This window comes from Sphingomonas sp. T1, assembly GCF_902506585.1.
GTDB classification, from domain to species: Bacteria; Pseudomonadota; Alphaproteobacteria; order Sphingomonadales; family Sphingomonadaceae; genus Sphingomonas; species Sphingomonas aerolata.
Genome location: NZ_LR733875.1, coordinates 3,535,999 through 3,555,289 on the forward strand (window position 1 = coordinate 3,535,999; position 19,291 = coordinate 3,555,289).

The window sequence follows — 19,291 nt, forward strand, 5'->3', positions numbered from 1 at the left end:
GTTGAATTGCTTGAACTCGCCTATGTGCTGGCTCGGCGTGAACCGCATCGACGGCGCTCGTAAGCAATGCTGCATTGCCCAGTGGCGTCGCCAGTCCGGTTTCATCATTCGTTCAATATACCGGGCGGCACGTCATGAAGATTGCTTTCTTTCTTTCGAATTATCCCGTTCTTTCGGAAACGTTCGTCGTTCGTCAGATCAGGGGTATGATCGACCTCGGGCATCAGGTTACGATCATTACCGGCCAGCATGATCTTTCTGTCGATGATCCACTATCCGGTGCCGCGCGCATCGTCTCCGTTCGCGCGAATACAGGAGACGCATCGCCGATCGCGCAATTGCTGAAAAAGTCGGCTCGACTTCTGCTTGGCGCGCAATCCGGCAAGAGCCGACGGCGAATTCGCGCAGGACTTACTGGCTTGCGCGATGGAATCGTCGCGCCGATCGTCGATATTCTCAGTGTCGGCGAACAGGGACTTGGTCATTTCGATGCCATCATCGCGCATTTCGGTCCCGCGGGCGTGCGGGCCATGTATCTGCGCGATGCCGGTCTGATCTCGGGCCCGATCGCCACAGTCTTTCATGGTCTTGACGTGACCGAGCATAGTCTCGTCAAAAAATTCCTGCCGCATTACCGCCGCCTTTTCACCCAGACCGAATCACTGCTTCCGATCAGTGAATTGTGGAAGAAGAAGCTGATCGGCTGGGGTGCTGACCCGGCGATGATCACGGTCCACCGGATGGGGGTCGACGTCAGCGACTTTCCAATGCCGCAGCCACGTCGCGGCGCTGCCGGGCCATTGCGGCTGCTGACGACGGCGCGCTTCGTCCAAAAAAAGGGGCTGATCTACGCGATCAACGCCATGTGCGCCGCGCCGGGCGACTCGCATCTGTCGATCATCGGCTACGGGCCGCTGGAAAAGGAACTGCGCGAGGCCGCTGCGGCCTGTCCTGCGCGCGTGACGTTCCTCGGCAAGATCCCGCACCGCGAGGTGCTTGCGGAGCTCAAGCGGTCCGACGTGTTCCTGCTGCCCTCCGTCGTCGCCGACAATGGCGACATGGAAGGGATTCCCGTGTCGTTGATGGAGGCCATGGCGCTCGGCGTCATCACCGTCTCCACCTGGCATAGCGGCATCCCGGAACTCATCGACGACGGCGTCGAAGGTTTTCTGGTCGAAGAGCGCAATGCCGGACAGATCGCCGACATCATAACGACAATCGAATCGGGGGAGGTGGATCTGGCGAGCATGCGGGTGGCGGCACGCGCCAAGATCGAGCGCGAATTCGACAATAGCGAGCTCGATACCAGACTCGAGCAGATTGCGTTCACGCTAGCGGGCATCGTTCCGGCGACGGAGCCGGTACGCGTGGCGGAAGCGGTGTCCTGATGCTCATCTGCTGGCATCGCCTCGGCGAATGGCGCGTTGTTTCAGTGGATGAGGCCGGTGGCGAGACTTGGGTGCGGCAATGCAAGAAGTGCGCATACTCCCAATCGCGCTTTTCCTTCGGGAGACGGCCGCACCAGCGTTGATGCTGCCGTCCCGAAATCGGGTATCGTAAGTCCGACTTTATACCGCCCGGCCACAACCGCGCGGGGTCAGCGGCCGAGCAGGCGGTCGAGATAGGCGTCCTTGTGCTTGGGGCCAAAACCGCCCTTTTTCGGTTCGATCTTGAACAGATACCGCTCGTTCCAGGCCGCGCCGCCGCCCCACCAGGTCACGCCGACGACCGTATCGGCATTGGTTTTGAGATAGGCGATCGCCGCTGCGCCTGCCGCCTCGCAGCTCGGCGGTATCGCCCCAGCGCGTCCGAACGCCGATTCGGTGATGATCCCCTTCAACCCGCGCGCCCGCAGCTCGGACGCGAAATTGTCATAGCCCGGCGTCCCCGTGCAGCTTGGCTGGGTCCCGCTCGATCCCTTGTCGAAATAGCGGTGCCCGTTGATGATGGTCAGGCCTAGCGGATCCTTCAGCCCGCCCGCGCTGTCGAGTGCGACCAGCGCACTTTCGGACGGCTTGGCGGCGTCCTCGCGCTTGCGCAGCCGGAAGGTGGCGGAGGACCCGGGATATTCCGGCGCGATGACATTGCGGATCCCGGCGGCGCGCAGGCCCGCGATGATCTGGTTGGTATCGCGCGCCCATTGATCCCAATCGTTGGTCAGCACCGGGTCGTCGAAATGCTTGGGCTCGTTCATCGGGTCGATGATGATCCGGCCGGACCGCGGCATGCTCGCCATCAGCGACGTCCAGAATGCAACCTGTTCGGATACCGATGGCCAGCTATAGTCGTGACGATCGAGCACGACATAGGCACCGCGGTCGAGCGCGGCGTGCGTCGCTGCCACCAATTTCCTGCGGATCACCGGGTCCGCCATCTGCGGTCCCTTGAACGGCAGGCGGACCATCGTGAATCCCTTGTCGAGATAGGCGCGGACCGACGCCGGCGTCGGGCAGAGCGTACCGTCGGCGACAAAGCTGCACCCGGCAATGTTCACACCGAAGACGGGGCCCCTGATGCGGACATTGGCGCTCGCGCTGGACCTGACGGGCGCGTTTGCTTTTTGGGGTGCGGGGGGCGGCTGCATGCGTTGCGGGGAGGGCGCGGCCGAGGCCGGACAGCCCAGTCCGGCGGCGGCGATGGCAAGGCCGACAAGGCCGGCGGCGATCGATGGTCGGGTCATGACATGTACCTGGCGAATAAGGGTGAAAGCGAATCGCTCGCGCTTCGGATCCGCCTCCCTATCATCGAATGTCGGGATGCCTGGCGTCGATCGAGGACCGGGGTCTAGGGCCGCGTCATCGCGGGGACCTGTCCCGAGACTGCTCTCATGCCTGGCAAAGCGCCGTCGAGATCCGCGCGCATCATGCCACCGAGCGCGATCGCCGCAGTGCATCGCGTCATGTGGCAACGATAGGATATGAGATTGGAGGCCCGACCGGGAATCGAACCCGGGTGCGAGGATTTGCAGTCCTCTACGTCACCACTCCGCCATCGGGCCTCGATGCGGAGCGCGCAAATGCGGGCTTTTGTGCGGCGGGTCAACCGGGCGATCGCGTTTGTGGGCTAAAATAGTCGCGGGGTGTGCCACGGTGGTGCGCCGCCGGGTGGGGGACGGCTTGCACGCCGGCGATGGATTGGGCACGATACGGTCCAATCCCTGGCTTCATATGGAGTTTCTTTTGGACGTGATGCAGGTGTCCGGGGGAACGAACCGCGCAGGGCTGGCGCCCGATGTCTTCGCGATGCCCGCGGGCATGGCGATCCGATATGACCAGCCCTGCGATGCGCTTACCGACCTCATCACCGGCTACCATGTCTATCGCGCGACCGGTCCGGCCAGCATCGGCCAGGTCAACCGCTTCCTGCCGGGGACGGCCAATGTCCGGTTCGCGTTCGAGGCGGGACCGATCAGCGTGGCGATCGGCCGGCGGACGTTCGGGCCCCTGCCGGCGGCGACGCTGTACGGCCCGACGGGGACCGCGCTGAAGGCGACGACCAATGGCGGCATCATGATCGGGTTCGGGGTCAGCGCGCTGGCCTGGAGCCGGCTGTTCAACCGGTCGGCGGCGGAGTATCGTGACCGGATCGTGCCGCTTGCCGACGCGCTCGGGCCGGTCGCGACCCAGCGTCTGACGACCGCACTGCGGGCGGCCGAACGCGACGACCAGGTCGCGGCGATCCTCGATGCCATCCTGTGTGATCTGCTCGGGCCGCCGCATCGCGAATCCGCGACGATCCGTCAGCTTACCCGGCTGATCGGGCAGGACGGCGGCGATGACGTCGCCGCGGTCGCGGGCAAGCTGGCGATCAGCCCCGACACGCTGCGGCGGCTGGCGGTGCGTCATTTCGGCTTCACGCCGAAGATGCTGCTGCGGCGCGCACGGTTCCTGCGCTCGTTCCTGCGCGTGTTCCGGACGCCCGGCGGCACCGATTATTCGGCGATCGACCCGAGCTATTTCGACGTGTCGCATTTCCTGCGCGACGCCGGCACGTTTCTCGGCATGACGCCGCGGCGGTTCATGGCGATGAGCACGCCGTTTCTCGACGCGAGCGTCCGCGCGCGCGCCGCCGTGCTCGGCGCGCCGACCCAGGCGCTGCAGGTTCCGGCCGAAACGAGCGACCGGATCATCAGCGCGGTGCCCGGCGGAAATTCCGATGCCCGATCAGGGCGCGCCCGTGCTAGGCGCCTGAACGAGGTGTTGCCGCATTCTGCGTGCGCCCTCGGCGTCCCGCCCGCGGCATTTCGGTGTCACACGGGCGGGCGGGGCGCCCTAGTCCCGGCATCCGGCCCCTGTGCCGTTCCGACCTCTGTGCCGTTCCGAGCCGGGCCGTCTCGCGCGATTCGCGACAGGTCGCTTGGCGCGACGCTGGCGGCACGGTAGAGATTGACGCAAGCGAACAAGTGTATTGCGCAACTAAAACAGCTGTGCGACAGGATGGACCATGACGACGATCAGCCTTGATACGAACTCCACTACCCGCACGCGTGCGGCTGTCGGCACGTCCGACGGCAGTCCCGATTTCGCGGTCATGCGCCATGCTATGGTCGCCAGCCAGCTGCGCACCAACGCGGTCAGTGACCAGCGCGTCGTCGCGGCGATGGCGCGGGTGCCGCGCGAGGCGTTCGTGCCTGACGATGTCCGGTCGATCGCCTATCGCGACGCGCCGATCCCGCTCGGCGGCGGTCGTTACGCCAACCTGCCGATGGCGACCGGGCGGTTGCTGACCGAGGCCTATCTGACCGCCACCGACCGGGTCCTGCTGATCGGTGCTGCGACGGGCTACACGGCCGCGGTTCTCGCCGAGATCGTCGGCACGGTGGTTGCGGTCGATAGCGATGCGTCCTTGCTTGGCACCGCGCGCGACGCGCTGGGTGCCACGCCGACGGTCGAACTGGTCGAGGGGCCGATGGCACAGGGCCATGCCGCGGGCGCGCCCTATGACGTGCTCGTCATCGACGGCGCGGTCGAGGCGATCCCCGACACGCTGGTGGCGCAGATCCGGTCGGGCGGCCGCATCGTCGCCGGGATCGCGGATCGCGGCGTGACCCGGCTCGCATCGGGACGAAAGACCGATGGCGGCTTTGCACTGGCAGCGTTCGTCGATGTCGAGTGTGTGACGCTGCCGGGTTTCGAAACACCCAAACCCTTCAAGTTCTGAGGCACATCATGCCGCGCGCCGTTCAAGTCCGCCGTCTGCTCTCGGGTGTTGCGCTGCTATACAGCGCTGCATCGGTCCATGCGGAGACGCTCCGCGAGGCGCTGGTCAAGGCCTATACGACCAACCCGACGATCACGGCGCAGCGCGCGACGCTGCGTGCGACCGACGAGAATGTCCCGATCGCGCGTGCCTCCGGGTTGCCCTCGGCGAATGCGACCGGCGATTACACCGAATTCGTCGTGACCGCGGCGAACAGCTTCATCGCCTTGCCACGTCAGGTCGTGGCACGCGCGAACGTCTCCGTGCCGCTCTACCAGGGCGGGCAGGTGCGCAACTCGGTCGCCGCGGCGAAGACTCGGGTCGAGGCGGGCCGCGCGACGCTGCGCGGTACCGAGGCTGATCTGTTCACCAACGTCGTCGGCGCCTATATGGACGTGATCCGCGACGAGGCGATCGTCGGCCTGAACACGCAGAATGTTCGCGTGCTCGACATCAATCTCCAGGCCAGCCGCGACCGGTTTCAGGTCGGCGACCTGACCCGCACCGACGTCGCCCAGTCCGAGGCGCGGCTCGCGCTCGCCCGGGCGCAGCTCCAGTCGGCCGAGGCGCAGCTGATCACCAGCCGGGAAAACTATATCCGCTTTGTCGGCACGCCCGCCGGCACGCTCGATACGCCGCCGACCCTGCCGCATCTGCCCGACAGCCCCGCCCTGGCGGTGACGGTGGCGATCGACAATAATCCCGTGCTGATCGCGGCGGCGAAGGAACGCGACGCGACGCGGTACGATGTCGGTGTCGCGCGGGCGAGCCGCCTGCCGCAGATCAGTGCGACCGGCGGCGCCAGCTACACCAACTATCTTGGATCGGCGTCGACGACCGACGGCAGCATCAACACCTTTCCCAATGCGAACAAGGCGGTACAGGCGGGCCTGTCGCTGACGATGCCGCTGTTCCAGGGCGGTCGTCCCGCCGCGCAGGTCCGCCAGGCCGAGGCGTTTCAAAGCCGCGCGATCGAGAATGTCACCGCAGCCGAGCGCAATGTGATCGCGCAAGCACGCTCGGCCTATGCCGTCTGGCGTTCGTCGGAACAGGTGATCCAGTCGTCCGAAACCGCGGTCAACGCGAACAAGCTGAGCCTCGAGGGTGTCAGGGCGGAAAACAGCGTCGGGACGCGCACGATCCTCGACATCCTCAACGCCGAGCAGGAGCTGCTCAACAGCCAAGTCACGCTCGTGACGGCGCGTCGCGACGCCTATGTCGCGGGCTTCGCGCTGCTCGCGGCGATGGGACAGGCGGAGGCGCGCGATCTCGGGCTCGACGGCGGCGTGCTGTACGATCCGGTCGCCAATTACGACCGCGTCCACAAGAAGATCTGGGACTGGGGCGGTGACGGCGAGCCGGTGCCGGTCGCGACGCGTACCGTCCAGTCGCCCACGCAGGACGCCGCCGTGCGCCGTGAACTTGACCCGTTGCTCGACAGCCCGGTTGACAGGAACCCGGCATTGACGACAGGTAAGGATGCGCCGAGCCGCCAATAGGGGCGCGTGGGGCGACGGGGTTTGGAATGGTCCGTATGGGGGATATCAGCGCGGAGCCGTCGATGGAGGAAATCCTCTCGTCGATCAAACGCATCATTGCCGAAGAAGGCGACGGCATGCCCAGTCGCCAGCGGCGCCACCAGCGGGCGATGCCCGCATCGGCGGCCACCGATTACGCGGCCGATTACGACGACGACGCGATCGACGACGATGAAATCCTCGAACTGAGCGACCCGATGCCGATGGTTGACCGCACCCCCCGCCCGCCGAAGTCGCCGGTGCTGACCTCGGTCGACGCCGCGCCGGAACCACGCCAGGCGCCGCCGCGCAGCCAGCCCCAGCCTCATGTCGCACCGCATGTCGCGCCCACAGCCTCGCATGCGCCCCAGCAGCATGCTCCGCAGCCTGCAGAAGAGCCGGCCCAGCCGATCATGTCGCGCGAAACCGCTGCGGCGACGCGTGCGCCGCTCGAGGCGCTGACGCGGATGATGGTCAAGCCCGAGGGAAGCAGCGACGGCACGCTCGAAGGTCTGGTCCGCGAGATGCTGCGCCCGATGCTGCGCGAATGGATCGACGCGAACCTGCCCGACATGGTCGAGGACATGGTCGCGCGCGAGATCGCCAAGATCATGAACCAGCAGCCCTGACCGGGCCGGCCGCAGCGTCTCGCGCTGCGGCCTGTATCGGGACCTGGCCGGCCGGCGACGATCGGACGATGCTCACCGGGTTCTGGTCCAAACTACTGTAATGTCACGACGAGCGGAACCGTGACGGTTCCGCTATGGTTGTTGGCAAATGTCCGATCACAGTGTGTCCGCGCCTGAAATCCCCACCCGTCTCGCCGCTCAGGGCGTCCGGGGCGATATCGCGCCGGCCGATGCCAGCAGCGACATCTTCTTCGCGGCGGTGCGGACCACGCGGATGCCGATGGTGGTCACCGACCCGCATCGGCCCGACAACCCGATCATCTTCTGCAACGACGCCTTCTCGTTCATGACCGGCTATTCGCAGGACGAGATCCTCGGCTACAACTGCCGCTTCCTGCAGGGCCCCGAGACCGACCGCACGGTCGTCGGCGAATTACGCGCCGCGATCGCCAAGCGTGAGGAAGTCTCGGTCGAGATGCTCAATTACCGCAAGAACGGCTCGACCTTCTGGAACGCGCTCTACGTCTCGCCCGTGTTCGGCGACGACGGCGAGTTGCGCTATTTCTTCGCGAGCCAGCTGGACATTTCGCGCCGCCGCGAGGCCGAGGAGGCGCTGCACGAGGCGCAGCGGATGGAGGCCGTCGGCAAGCTGACCGGGGGAATCGCGCACGATTTCAACAATCTGTTGCAGGTCATCCAGGGCTATGCCGACATCCTCGACGCGCGGATCGACGCAAGCGATCGATCCGCGCGGCGGGCGGTCGATGCGATCTCGACCTCGGCCTCGCGCGCGGCGACGCTCACGCAACAGCTGCTCGCCTTTGCACGCAAACAGGAATTGCGCCACCGGCTGATGAACCTCAGCCAGCTGCTGGGCGATTTCCGGCCGATTCTCGACCGCAGCATCGGCAGCGGAATCACGCTGAAGCGCGACCTGGCGACCGATCTGTGGAATTGCCGCGTCGATCCGGTGCAGGCCGAAATGGCGCTGCTCAACATCATCGCCAATGCCCGCGACGCGCTCGACGGCACGGGCGAGATTACGATCACGACGCGCAACGCCGTCCTCCCCGAGGATGGCGGTGTCGCGAGGCTGGAGCCCGGCGAATATGTCGTGCTGAGCATTCGTGACAACGGGCCCGGGATCGACCCCGGCACGGTCGACAAGATCTTCGAACCCTTCTTCACGACGAAGGAGATGGGCAAGGGTGCCGGGCTGGGGCTCGCGATGGTCTACGGCTTCGTGCGCCAGTCGGGCGGCCTTGCGACGGTGCGCAACCTCAACGGGGGCGGTGCCGAATTCTCGCTCTACTTCCCGCGTGCGAGCGGTGCGGTCGAGCGCAAGACCGCGGGGCCGATCGCACCGCATGCGGGCGGTGCCGAGCGGGTGCTGATGGTCGAGGATCAGCGCGAAGTGGGCGAGCTTGGGCGGACGATCCTCGAGGATCTCGGCTATGACGTCGTCCTGGTCAACAGCGCGCGCGCCGCGCTCGACACGCTCCGTCAGGATTCGGAATTCCGCCTGCTGTTCACCGATATCCTGATGCCCGGCGGCATGAACGGCGTCACCCTGGCCCAGTCGGTGCGGCGCGACTATCCGCACACCGCGGTACTGCTGACGACGGGCTTTGCCGACGAGGCGATCGACGAGGGCAGCCGGTCGTTCGAACTGATCCGCAAACCCTATCGGCGGAATGAGTTGAACGACCGGATCCGGGCGGTGCTCGACAAGCCGGGGGCGCGGACGTGAGGCTGGTCTAGCCCGGACACGCTCGCTAAGGCACGGGGTATGAGCGAGCTTCCCAAAACCTTCGACCCCGCCTCCATCGAATCGCGCTGGTATGCGCATTGGGAGGCCAGCGGCCAGTTCCGCCCCGACCGCCCGAACGCCGAGCCCTGGACGATCGTCAACCCGCCGCCCAACGTCACAGGCAGCCTGCATATCGGCCATGCGCTCGACAACACGCTGCAGGATATCCTGACGCGCCATGCACGCCTCAAGGGCAAGGACGCGCTCTGGGTGGTCGGCACCGATCACGCGGGTATCGCGACGCAAATGGTGGTGGAGCGTCAGATGGGCGCGATGACCCCGCCGCAGAAGCGCACCGACCTCTCGCGCGAGGACTTCATCGCCAAGGTCTGGGCGTGGAAGGAAGAGAGCGGCGGCGAGATCACGCAGCAGCTCCGCCGGCTCGGCTGCTCGATGGACTGGGCGAACGAACGCTTCACGATGGACGAGGGCTTTTCGAAGGCCGTCCTGAAAGTGTTCGTCGACCTGCACAAGCAGGGGCTCCTGTACCGCGACAAGCGCCTCGTGAACTGGGATCCGGGCCTCGGCACCGCGATCAGCGACCTCGAGGTCGAGACGCGCGAGATCAAGGGCAGCTTCTGGCACCTGCGCTATCCGCTCGCAGACGGATCGGGGTTCATCGAGGTCGCGACGACGCGCCCCGAGACGATGCTCGCCGACATGGCGGTCGCGGTGAACGGCGCGGACGAGCGCTACACCGCGCTGATCGGCAAGCAGGTGAAGCTGCCGATCACCGGGCGGCTGATCCCGATCATCGCCGACGACCATGCCGATCCCGAGCTCGGATCGGGCGCGGTGAAGATCACGCCCGGCCACGACTTCAACGATTTCGAGGTCGGCAAGCGGGCAGGCATGGCCGCGGGCGCGATGCTCAACATGCTCGATGCCAAGGCGCGCGTCGTGCAGGTGTCCGACGGGCTCATCCCCGCCGAGCTGCTCGGGCTGACGACCGCGGAGGCGCGCAAAGCCGTCGTCGCCCAGTTGAAGGCCGAGGGCTTCCTGATCGCGCATGTCGACAAGGACGGCGTCGAGCACGACGCCGAGCCGCGCACGATCCAGACGCCCTATGGCGATCGCTCGGGCGTGGTGATCGAGCCTTGGCTGACCGACCAATGGTATGTCGACGCCAAGACGCTCGCGCAGCCCGCGATCGAGGCGGTGCGCGTCGGCGCGATCGATATCGTGCCCAAGACCTGGGAGAAGACGTTCTTCAACTGGATGGAGAACATCCAGCCCTGGTGCGTGTCGCGCCAGCTCTGGTGGGGGCATCAGATCCCGGCGTGGTTCGGGCCCGACGGTACGCCGTACGTGGCTGAAACCGAGGCCGAAGCGCAGGCGCTCGCTGGCGCGGGCGTCGCGTTGACGCGTGATCCCGACGTCCTCGACACATGGTTCTCCTCCGCACTCTGGCCGTTTGCAACGCTAGGCTGGGACGGCTCTTCTTACCCCTCCCCTTCAGGGGAGGGGCAAGGGGTGGGGCCGTCCCATCTCATCGAGACCGACGCGCGCGGGGCGGCTCCCCACCCCAACCCCTCCCCTGAAGGGGAGGGGCTTGCCCCCGCGTCTCAACTCGGCGGGCGCTATCCCAACGACGTGCTCATCTCCGGCTTCGACATCCTGTTCTTCTGGAACGCGCGGATGATGATGCAGGGGCTGCACTTCATGAAGGACGTGCCGTTCCGCACGCTCTACCTGCACGGCCTCGTCCGCGCGGCGGACGGTGCGAAGATGTCCAAGTCGAAGGGCAATGTCGTCAACCCGCTCGGGCTGATCGACCAATATGGCGCCGATGCGCTGCGCTTCTTCATGGCGGCGATGGAGAGCCAGGGCCGCGACATCAAGATGGATGAGAAGCGGGTCGAGGGCTATCGCAACTTCGCGACCAAGCTGTGGAACGCCGCGCGGTTTGCGCAGGCCAACGGCATCGTCGCGAGCACCACGCTCGAGGCGCCGCGCGCGGAACTCGCGGTCAACAAGTGGATCATCGCCGAGACGATCGCGACCGTGCAGCAGGTCGACCTCGCACTCGCCGACTACCGCTTCGACGGCGCCGCCAACGCGATCTACCAGTTCGCGTGGAGCCGCTTCTGCGACTGGTATCTCGAACTCATCAAGCCGCAGATGGTCGATGACGTCCGCGGCCAGATCGACGAGGAATCCAAGGCGGTCGCGGGCTGGGTGCTCGACCAGATCCTGGTCCTGCTCCACCCGTTCATGCCGTTCATCACCGAGGAGCTGTGGCACGCGATGGGCGAGCGCGATCACGACCTGATCGTCGCGCAGTGGCCGATGGCCGATGCGCGCTCGCTCGATCCCGAGGCGAGCAGGGAGGTCGACTGGCTGATCCGGCTCGTCGGCGAGATCCGTACCGCGCGCAACGAGCTGAACGTACCGCCGGGTGCGCGTCTGCCGCTGCACGTCCGTGATGCCAACGCGGCGACTCTGGCGCGGCTCGAACGCCAGGCCCCCGCGCTCGCACGCCTCGCGCGCGTCACGCATGCCGAGGGCGAAGCCACCGGCGGCGCGGCGCAGGTCGTGGTCGACGAGGCGACCTTCGTCCTGCCGCTCGAAGGCGTGATCGATCTCGACGCCGAGCGCACCCGCCTGACCAAGGCGATCGCGGCGGCGGAGAAGGAGCGCGACGCGCTCGCAGGGAGGCTCGGCAATGCGAGCTTCGTCGAGCGCGCCAAGCCCGAAGCGGTCGAGAAGGCCAAGGCCGACCATGCCGACAAGGCCGCCGAAGCCGCGCGGCTGCAAGCGGCGCTGGGACGTCTGGGCTGACCTGACCCCGTCCGATGTGCGGGACGGGGCCGGGGTGTGCGTACGCGTGCTGCGAGCATGCGGGGTCGGGGACTGTCCTAACCCCGCATGCAAAGGGGAGGGAACCCGACTGCGATGCCTGATGCGACGGACACGCCTGCACCAAGGACCGGCCAGCGCGACCTGACCACGGGGCCGATCGGCAAGACGTTGCTCGCGTTCGCGCTGCCGACGCTCGGATCGTCGGTCCTGCAATCGCTCAACGGCTCGATCAACGCGGTGTGGATCGGCCAGTTTCTCGGCGAGCGCGCGCTGGCGGCGACGACCAACGCGAACATCATCATGTTCCTGCTGGTCGCCGCGGTGTTCGGCTTCGGCATGGCGTCGACGATCCTGATCGGCCAGAATATGGGGCGGCGCGACATCGATGCGGTGCGCCGCGTGCTCGGCACGTCGTTCGGGCTGTTCACGATCATCTCGGTGCTGACGGTGGTAATCGGCTGGCTGGTCGCGCCGGCGATCCTGCGCGTGCTGGCGACGCCTGCCGAGGTCTATCCGCTCGCGCTCGCCTATCTGCGCGTGATCTTCGTCGCGATGCCCGCGGGGTTCCTGACCGTGCTGCTGACGATGGCGCTGCGCGGCACCGGCGATTCGCTGACCCCGCTGAAGTTCATGGCGCTCGGTTCGGTCGTCGACGTCGCGCTCAACCCGCTGCTGATCCGCGGCTGGGGGCCGATCCCCGCGCTCGGGATCGAGGGATCCGCGCTCGCTACGCTGATCGCCAACACCGTCTCGTTCGTCGCACTGCTCGCCTATATCTATGCGAAGGACCTGCCGATCCGGCTGCGTGGCGCGGAGCTGCGCTATATCCTGCCCGATCGTGCGCTGCTGAAGACGATCGTCGTGAAGGGCGTCCCGATGGGGTTGCAGATGCTCGTCGTCTCGACCTCGGCACTGGCGATGATCGGGCTGGTCAACCGGCACGGCACCACCACGACCGCCGCCTATGGCGCCGCCAACCAGCTATGGACCTATGTGCAGATGCCCGCGATGGCGGTCGGTGCGGCGGTCAGCGCGATGGCGGCGCAGAATATCGGCGCGGGGCGCTGGGACCGGGTCGACCGGATCACGCGCGCGGGGCTGATGATGAATCTCGCGCTGACCGGCGGGCTCGTGGCGCTGCTGACGCTGCTCGACCGGCACGTGCTGTGGCTGTTCCTCGGGCAGGATGCGGGCGCGATCGGCATCGCCACGCGGATCAACCTGATCGCGGGGTGGAGCTTCATCCTGTTCGGCGTGTCGATGGTGCTATCGGCGACGGTCCGCGCGAACGGCGCGGTGGTCGGCCCCTTGCTGATCCTCGCGGTTGCGATGGGGCCGGTGCGGTTCGGGCTCGCCTATGCGCTCGAGCCGATGATCGGCGCGGATGCGATCTGGTGGAGCTTTCCCGCGGGGTCGCTCGCCTCGATGCTGCTGACGATCGGCTATTACCTGCATGGCGGCTGGCGCAGGGGTCGGATCGTTACCGAGCCCGCCGCACACGAAGCAGGCGAGGCAGCCAAGGCGGATTGCGAGCCCGCCAGCCGATCCATGCCGGTCGGCTGAGCGCCGCCCTAGGTTTGGGGCGGCGTCACCGGGGCCATGACCTGAATGATCCCGGCGGCGATCCTGGCCGTCACCGGGGTCTTGGCGAGCACCTCGCCATCGATCGAGATCGGCAGCTTGGGGATCGTGTCGACGCGCATGCTCTTGCCGCGGAAGTCGCGGACCTCCTCGTGGCGCGATTCGTGACGGAAGACGCTGGCGACCCAGTTCTGGACCAGCCGCCGCTTCATCTTGCCCATCACCGCCTGCACGACGATCTCACCCGAATCGACCGCCGCCGCGTCGACCAGCTCGGTCCCGCCATGATAGGGGCCGTTCGAGATACGCACCTCGACGACGCGCATCCGCACCGCGTCCGGGCCCTCGCCGACGATCAGCGTGAACGGGCGGAAGCGCATGAACTGATACGCTGCCCAGCCGAGATAGCCGACCCGGCCGAGTACCTTCTTGAGGCCATGCGGGACGGTCTCGGCGATCTTCGGGCTGATCCCCATTGCCGCGCAATTGGCGAAATAATCGCCGTCGATCATGCCGAGGTCGATTCGTCGCGGGGCACCCGTCCGGATGACCTCGACCGCGCCCTCGATCGTCAGCGGAATGCCCAGCGTCCGCGCAAAGCTGTTCGCGGTCCCGAGCGGGAGCACGCCGAGGATGACGTCGTGCCCGACCATCAGGTCGACCAGCCCGCTGATCGTGCCGTCGCCGCCACCCAGGATCAGCAGATCGGGCTTGGCGGCGAGCGCACGGCGGACGGTGGGCTCGAGATCCTCGGGGTTCTCGACCGCATGCGCGTCGACCTCATAGGGAAGCCCCGACATCGCCGCACAGGCGCGCTTGAACAGCGCCTGTCCCTTGCGCGACTTCGCGTTCACCACAAGCGCGGCGGAGCGGATCGGCCGGTCGCGCGCCGGTCCGGTATCAGGGGCCTGGGTCGTGTCTGTCGTGGTGGCGGTCATGCGAGGCCCAACGCGCGAAAGGGAAATGCGTCCCCGAGGCCGAATCGGCAGCGATCGGTTTCGTTCGCGCCGACCGTAACGCTTGCCTGCGCGGCGTCCATCCCGCAAAAGCCGCGCCATGTCCGCAAGCTATCCCGCGCTGCGCCTGCGCCGCACCCGCTCGTCCGACTGGAGCCGCCGGCTCCATGCCGAGACCGTCCTCACGCCGGCCGATCTGATCTGGCCGCTGTTCGTCGTCGAGGGGGAGGGCGTCGAGCAACCGATCGCCAGCCTGCCCGGCGTTTCGCGCTGGTCGGTCGACCAGATCGTCGCGCGCGGTCGCGAGGCGCGTGACCTCGGCATCCCGTGCATCGCGCTGTTTCCCTACACCCAGCCCGAGCGTCGCACCGAGGATGGTCGCGAGGCGCTCAACCCCGACAATCTGATGTGCCAGGCGATCCGTGCGCTCAAGGATGCGGTGCCCGAGGTCGGCGTGCTGACCGACGTCGCGCTCGATCCCTATACCAGCCACGGCCATGACGGGCTGGTCGACGCCGCGGGCTATGTCGTCAACGACACCACCGCGGAGATGCTCGTCGCGCAGGCGCTGAACCAGGCGGCGGCGGGCGCGGACATCATCGCGCCCAGCGACATGATGGACGGCCGGATCGGCATGATCCGCACCGCGCTCGAGGCGGAGTCGCATCACAACGTCCAGATCATGTCCTATGCCGCCAAATATGCGAGCGCCTTTTACGGCCCGTTCCGCGATGCGGTCGGCAGCCGCGGGCTGCTGAAGGGCGACAAGAAGACGTACCAGATGGACAACGCCAATGCCGAGGAGGCGCTGCGCGAGGTCGCGATGGATCTCGCAGAGGGCGCGGACACGGTGATGGTCAAGCCGGGCCTGCCCTATCTCGACATCATCGTTCGCGTCCGTCAGGCGTTCGAGGTGCCGGTCTTCGCCTATCAGGTGTCGGGCGAATATGCGATGATCGAGGCGTCGGCCGCAGCGGGCGCGGGCGACCGCGACGCGCTGGTGCTCGAGACGCTGATGGCGTTCAAGCGCGCGGGCTGTTCGGGCGTGCTGACCTATCATGCGGCGCACGCGGCCCGGCTCCTGAATGGATGAGTTCAGGCTCGAGACCGAGCGTCTCATCCTGCGCGCGTGGCGGGACGCGGACGTCGAGCCGTTTGCGGCGATGGGGCGTGACCCCGATGTGATGCGCTTTCTCGGGCCGCCGGCGACGCTTGCCGAGACGCAGGCGGCGGTCGGCCGGATGGTCGATCGGCAACGTGCATCGGGACATTGCTTCTGGGCGATCGAACGCAAGGCGGATGCCGCGTTTCTCGGCTTTTGCGGTCTCGTGCCGGGCAAGCCGCCGATCGACGGCGCGATCGAGATCGGCTGGCGTCTCGCGCGTCATGCCTGGGGGCAGGGCTATGCGTCCGAAGCCGCGGCGGCGAGCCTCGCCTGGGGCTGGGCCAATCTGCCCGTCGCGCATATCGTTGCCATCACGGTTCCCGCGAACATGCGCAGCCGCGCGCTGATGGAGCGGCTGGGCATGACCCATGTCGAGGACGGCGATTTCGACCATCCCGATCTCGCCGCCACCGACCCGCTGCGCCGGCACGTCCTCTATCGGATCCATCGCCCCACCAATGTCTGATCCTTCCCCGATGGCACGGTGGTGCCGCGCCCTGTTCGTCGCGACGATCCTGGCAGGGTCGTTCCTGCTGTTCCTCGTCCAGCCGATGGTCGCGCGCATGGCGTTGCCGCGGCTCGGCGGCGCGCCTGCCGTGTGGAACTCGGCGATGCTCGTCTATCAGGCGCTGCTGCTCGGCGGCTATGCCTATGCGCACTGGCTCGGACGGGTGAAGCCGCGCGCGCAGGCGGTCATCCATCTCGGCGTGCTCGCGGTCGCGGCTTTGTGGCTGCCGATCGGGCTGTTCGCGCTCGATCTGCCCGCCGATGCGCAGCCTGCGGTGTGGGTGCCCTGGCTGCTCGGCCTGTCGATCGGGCCGCTGTTCTTCGCGGTCTCGGCACAGGCGCCGCTGATCCAGCGCTGGTTCAGCGCGTCGAGCGGCGGCGCGGATCCCTATGCGCTCTATGCCGCGTCCAATCTCGGCAGCTTCGCGGGGCTGATCGCCTATCCGCTGGTCGTCGAGCCGTTGCTGGCGATCCACGGCCAGAGCCTGTTGTGGACCGCAGGGTACGCGGTGCTCGTCCTGCTTGTGGCGCTCTGCGCGACGCGGCTGCCGCGCACCGCGTCGGCCGAGCATATCGCCGCGACCAGCCCGGCGCCGGGCGCGGCGCGGATCCTCCACTGGATCGCGCTCGCGCTGGTGCCGTCGGGGCTGATGCTCGCCACCTCGACCTATATCACCACCGACATCGTCGCGATGCCGCTGCTCTGGGTGCTGCCGCTCGGGCTCTATCTGCTCAGCTTCACCATCGCCTTCGCGCAGGACCGCACGCTCGCCGATCTGCTGACCCGGATCGCGCCGGTGACGATCCTGCTGTTCGGCGGGGTGATCATGGGCGGGTTCAACGACAAGCCTGTGTTCAGCGCGACGATCGCGCTGACCCTGCTGTTCATGGTGTCGGTCGCGCTCCACACCGCCATGTATCGCCGGCGTCCGGCCCCCGACCGGCTGACGGGCTTCTATCTCGCAATGTCGGTCGGCGGCGTGCTGGGCGGGGTGTTCGCGGCGTTGCTGGCACCTGTGATCTTCGACTGGACCTATGAATATCCGCTGCTGATCCTGGCAGCCGGCGTGCTCGTGCCGCAGATGTACCTGATGGCGACGTTTCGCGCGGTCTGGTCGGGGCCGGCGGTACGGCGCCATCTCGGGCTCGCGGCCATCATCCTTGTCATGGCGGTGGCGGCCGGGCTCAGGATCAGCAACCCCGACGGCATATTGGGCGACCAGCATCAGGGTGCGGCCTTCCTGATCGTCGCCGCGATCGGCCTCGCCACGCTTGGCGCACGGCTGCCCTATGTCGTCGTGCTCGCCAGCACGCTGGTGATGTTCGGGGGCTATCGTGCGCTGGAACTCAGCGCCGAGCGGGGTGCGCGCGAGCGCAGCTATTTCGGGGTCTACACGGTGCGTGACGGCGAGGGGGTCCGCGAACTCGATCACGGCACCACCGTCCACGGCATCCAGCTGCGCGGTTCGCCCGCGCGCGAGCGGACGCCGACCACCTATTATGTCGCCGGATCAGGCGTGGGGCAGGCGATGCTGGCGCTCGGCCCGCTCTATGGCCCGGCGGCGCGGGTCGGTGTCGTCGGGCTGGGGACGGGCACCTTGTCCTGCTACGCGCGTCCGGGCGAGCAGTGGCGTTTCTACGAGATCGATCCGGCGGTCGTGCGGATCGCGCGCGATACCGGCCAGTTCAGCTATCTGTCGCGCTGCCTGCCCGATCCGGTGATCCGGATCGGCGACGCGCGGATCGCGCTGGCGGGGGAGCGGACCGCGAGCCTCGACCTGCTCGCGCTCGACGCCTTCTCGTCGGATACGGTGCCGATGCACCTGATGACGCGCGAGGCGTTCGCGACCTATGGCCGCGTGGTGTCGCGCAACGGGCTGCTGCTCGTCCATATCTCGAACCGCTATATCGACCTCGAACCCGTGGTCGCAGCCGCCGCGCGCGAGGCGGGGTGGCACGCCGTCCACCTGCTCTATCGTCCCTCGCCGCTCGACGCCGATCATCCCTCGCCATCGGACTGGATCGCGCTGTCGCGCGACCCGCGGGCGATCGCGCTGCTCCGGCAACGCAATTCGGGCTGGGAGCCGATCGTCGCACGCGATGGCATGGCTGCCTGGACCGACGATTATTCGACGATCCTGCCGCTGCTCAAGGGGCTCTGGTAGGCTGAGGGGGGCGGCGTCAGGCGGCGGGGAGGCTCGCCTGGATCTGCGCGATCGTCGTTCCCTGCTTCTCGGCTTCGGCCTGCGCCGCATCGCGCACCGCATCGAGCGCGGGATAGGCCGGCGCGAGCGTCGCCGCGCGATCGGTCGCGCGACGCTCGATATCGGTGACCAGCAGCGACGTCTGCGCCCGCCAGTCGTCGAGACCGGCCAGCGCGGTCTGGGCCGTCAGCCACGGCTCGCTACCGACCGCACCGCCGCGTGCGGCACGGGCGGCGGCCTGGGTGCTAGCCGCATCCTTCGCAAAGCCCGTCCTGATCCGGTCGAGCTGCGTCCGGAACGCTGCAATGTCGGTGTCGAGCGTCGGATCGGGCTGGACCACCACCGGCTTGCCCGCGGGTTCGCCAAAGCCGATCGATTCGGTCGGGCGGATCCCGAGCGAAGGATAGCTGGCGGTATCCTTGCTGCAGGCGCCGACCGCCAAAGCGGGTGCGAGAAGAAGGGCGATCAGCGCGGGGCGGGAAGGCTGTTTCATGCCCGCCGCTCTATGCCGCCGGCGCGGCGTACACAACTTTATCGCGCAACACCCTTGCGCCGCGAAAAATGCCTGCTATCAGCGCCCCTCCAGTGCACCCATAGCTCAGCTGGATAGAGCATCAGACTACGAATCTGAGGGTCGGGCGTTCGAATCGCTCTGGGTGCACCAGGATTTCCTGCCTCGCGGCGGGGCCAGACGGCCAGACACGGGCCGGCCGTAAACGGCATGGCGATGCACCCATAGCTCAGCTGGATAGAGCATCAGACTACGAATCTGAGGGTCGGGCGTTCGAATCGCTCTGGGTGCACCATCGTCCACAACCTGCCGCGGCACGACGCCGGACGCGGTTATCTCCCATCTCATCCGCAATGCATTGACGTCGCGACGCAACTGTCCCGTCGCATCACGTGATGCCCCCGTGCTTT

Annotated in this window: 14 protein-coding genes and 3 tRNA genes; 13 read left to right on the top strand and 4 right to left on the bottom strand. The window is 67.2% G+C overall.

The features are described 5' to 3' along the window. The first annotated feature begins 134 nt into the window (after positions 1-134). Entirely contained in the window at positions 135-1,388 is a 1,254-nt protein-coding gene (locus GV027_RS16225; protein ID WP_159512469.1) for a glycosyltransferase, read from the top strand. 209 nt (positions 1,389-1,597) lie between these two features. Here GV027_RS16225 and GV027_RS16230 read toward each other — a convergent pair whose 3' ends face one another. Further along, on the bottom strand, positions 1,598-2,680 hold the full coding sequence (locus tag GV027_RS16230) for a cellulase family glycosylhydrolase (protein WP_159512470.1): 1,083 nt from the start codon (positions 2,678-2,680) through the stop codon (positions 1,598-1,600). 244 nt (positions 2,681-2,924) lie between these two features. Next, positions 2,925-2,998 (bottom strand) — tRNA-Cys (locus GV027_RS16235). Between the two features lie 181 nt (positions 2,999-3,179). Here GV027_RS16235 and GV027_RS16240 point away from each other — a divergent pair. The 7 genes from GV027_RS16240 to GV027_RS16270 all read left to right on the top strand — a co-directional run bounded on the left by GV027_RS16240 (position 3,180) and on the right by GV027_RS16270 (position 13,520). Then, on the top strand, positions 3,180-4,382 hold the full coding sequence (locus tag GV027_RS16240; RefSeq protein WP_236559262.1) for a helix-turn-helix domain-containing protein: 1,203 nt from the start codon (positions 3,180-3,182) through the stop codon (positions 4,380-4,382). Between the two features lie 148 nt (positions 4,383-4,530). Further along, a complete protein-coding gene (locus GV027_RS16245; protein WP_107046053.1) occupies positions 4,531-5,160 on the top strand; it encodes a protein-L-isoaspartate O-methyltransferase family protein in 630 nt (209 codons plus the stop codon). A gap of 8 nt (positions 5,161-5,168) precedes the next feature. Next, positions 5,169-6,698: a TolC family outer membrane protein gene (locus GV027_RS16250; RefSeq protein ID WP_159512472.1), complete on the top strand. Its 1,530-nt coding sequence runs from the start codon at positions 5,169-5,171 to the stop codon at positions 6,696-6,698. 35 nt (positions 6,699-6,733) lie between these two features. Continuing rightward, positions 6,734-7,345: a DUF2497 domain-containing protein gene (locus GV027_RS16255; RefSeq protein ID WP_236559263.1), complete on the top strand. Its 612-nt coding sequence runs from the start codon at positions 6,734-6,736 to the stop codon at positions 7,343-7,345. Between the two features lie 148 nt (positions 7,346-7,493). After that, the gene (locus GV027_RS16260) at positions 7,494-9,095 is read left to right on the top strand and encodes a histidine kinase famiy protein (RefSeq protein WP_159512473.1); all 1,602 of its coding nucleotides are present in this window, start codon (positions 7,494-7,496) and stop codon (positions 9,093-9,095) included. Positions 9,096-9,134: 39 nt separating this feature from the next. Beyond that, positions 9,135-11,936, top strand: coding sequence for a valine--tRNA ligase (locus GV027_RS16265; protein WP_159512474.1), 2,802 nt, complete (start codon positions 9,135-9,137; stop codon positions 11,934-11,936). Between the two features lie 114 nt (positions 11,937-12,050). Then, a complete protein-coding gene (locus GV027_RS16270; protein ID WP_159512475.1) occupies positions 12,051-13,520 on the top strand; it encodes an MATE family efflux transporter in 1,470 nt (489 codons plus the stop codon). Between the two features lie 8 nt (positions 13,521-13,528). Here the strand turns inward: GV027_RS16270 and GV027_RS16275 are convergent, their stop codons facing one another. Beyond that, positions 13,529-14,476 carry a diacylglycerol/lipid kinase family protein gene (locus GV027_RS16275; protein WP_159512476.1) on the bottom strand — a complete coding sequence of 316 codons (948 nt, stop codon included), beginning with the start codon at positions 14,474-14,476 and terminating at the stop codon, positions 13,529-13,531. A gap of 118 nt (positions 14,477-14,594) precedes the next feature. Between GV027_RS16275 and hemB the strand changes: the two genes are divergently transcribed. Genes hemB through GV027_RS16290 form a run of 3 tightly spaced genes read left to right on the top strand, consistent with a single transcriptional unit; the run spans position 14,595 to position 18,331 of the window. After that, complete coding sequence (hemB, locus tag GV027_RS16280; RefSeq protein WP_031396015.1) at positions 14,595-15,587, top strand: porphobilinogen synthase; 993 nt, start codon at positions 14,595-14,597, stop codon at positions 15,585-15,587. Continuing rightward, a complete protein-coding gene (locus GV027_RS16285; RefSeq protein WP_159512477.1) occupies positions 15,580-16,125 on the top strand; it encodes a GNAT family N-acetyltransferase in 546 nt (181 codons plus the stop codon). The genes hemB and GV027_RS16285 overlap by 8 nt, the downstream gene beginning before the upstream one ends. Further along, complete coding sequence (locus GV027_RS16290; protein WP_236559264.1) at positions 16,118-18,331, top strand: hypothetical protein; 2,214 nt, start codon at positions 16,118-16,120, stop codon at positions 18,329-18,331. Before GV027_RS16285 ends, GV027_RS16290 begins: the two co-directional genes overlap by 8 nt. 16 nt (positions 18,332-18,347) lie before the next feature. Here the strand turns inward: GV027_RS16290 and GV027_RS16295 are convergent, their stop codons facing one another. Then, positions 18,348-18,863 carry a hypothetical protein gene (locus GV027_RS16295; protein ID WP_159512478.1) on the bottom strand — a complete coding sequence of 172 codons (516 nt, stop codon included), beginning with the start codon at positions 18,861-18,863 and terminating at the stop codon, positions 18,348-18,350. 94 nt (positions 18,864-18,957) lie between these two features. Here GV027_RS16295 and GV027_RS16300 point away from each other — a divergent pair. Both GV027_RS16300 and GV027_RS16305 read left to right on the top strand, forming a co-directional pair. Further along, positions 18,958-19,034, top strand: a tRNA-Arg gene (locus tag GV027_RS16300). A 65-nt stretch (positions 19,035-19,099) separates the two neighbouring features. Further along, positions 19,100-19,176, top strand: a tRNA-Arg gene (locus tag GV027_RS16305). The last annotated feature ends 115 nt before the right edge of the window (positions 19,177-19,291 follow it).

Bases quoted from the DNA above. Each gene is read 5' to 3' on its own strand.
- GV027_RS16225 (WP_159512469.1), top strand. From the start codon at position 135: ATGAAGATTGCTTTCTTTCTTTCGAATTATCCCGTTCTTTCGGAAACG.
- GV027_RS16230 (WP_159512470.1), bottom strand. From the start codon at position 2,680: ATGACCCGACCATCGATCGCCGCCGGCCTTGTCGGCCTTGCCATCGCC.
- GV027_RS16245 (WP_107046053.1), top strand. From the start codon at position 4,531: ATGCGCCATGCTATGGTCGCCAGCCAGCTGCGCACCAACGCGGTCAGT.
- GV027_RS16250 (WP_159512472.1), top strand. From the start codon at position 5,169: ATGCCGCGCGCCGTTCAAGTCCGCCGTCTGCTCTCGGGTGTTGCGCTG.
- GV027_RS16255 (WP_236559263.1), top strand. From the start codon at position 6,734: ATGGGGGATATCAGCGCGGAGCCGTCGATGGAGGAAATCCTCTCGTCG.
- GV027_RS16260 (WP_159512473.1), top strand. From the start codon at position 7,494: ATGTCCGATCACAGTGTGTCCGCGCCTGAAATCCCCACCCGTCTCGCC.
- GV027_RS16265 (WP_159512474.1), top strand. From the start codon at position 9,135: ATGAGCGAGCTTCCCAAAACCTTCGACCCCGCCTCCATCGAATCGCGC.
- GV027_RS16270 (WP_159512475.1), top strand. From the start codon at position 12,051: ATGCCTGATGCGACGGACACGCCTGCACCAAGGACCGGCCAGCGCGAC.
- GV027_RS16275 (WP_159512476.1), bottom strand. From the start codon at position 14,476: ATGACCGCCACCACGACAGACACGACCCAGGCCCCTGATACCGGACCG.
- hemB (WP_031396015.1), top strand. From the start codon at position 14,595: ATGTCCGCAAGCTATCCCGCGCTGCGCCTGCGCCGCACCCGCTCGTCC.
- GV027_RS16285 (WP_159512477.1), top strand. From the start codon at position 15,580: ATGGATGAGTTCAGGCTCGAGACCGAGCGTCTCATCCTGCGCGCGTGG.
- GV027_RS16290 (WP_236559264.1), top strand. From the start codon at position 16,118: ATGTCTGATCCTTCCCCGATGGCACGGTGGTGCCGCGCCCTGTTCGTC.
- GV027_RS16295 (WP_159512478.1), bottom strand. From the start codon at position 18,863: ATGAAACAGCCTTCCCGCCCCGCGCTGATCGCCCTTCTTCTCGCACCC.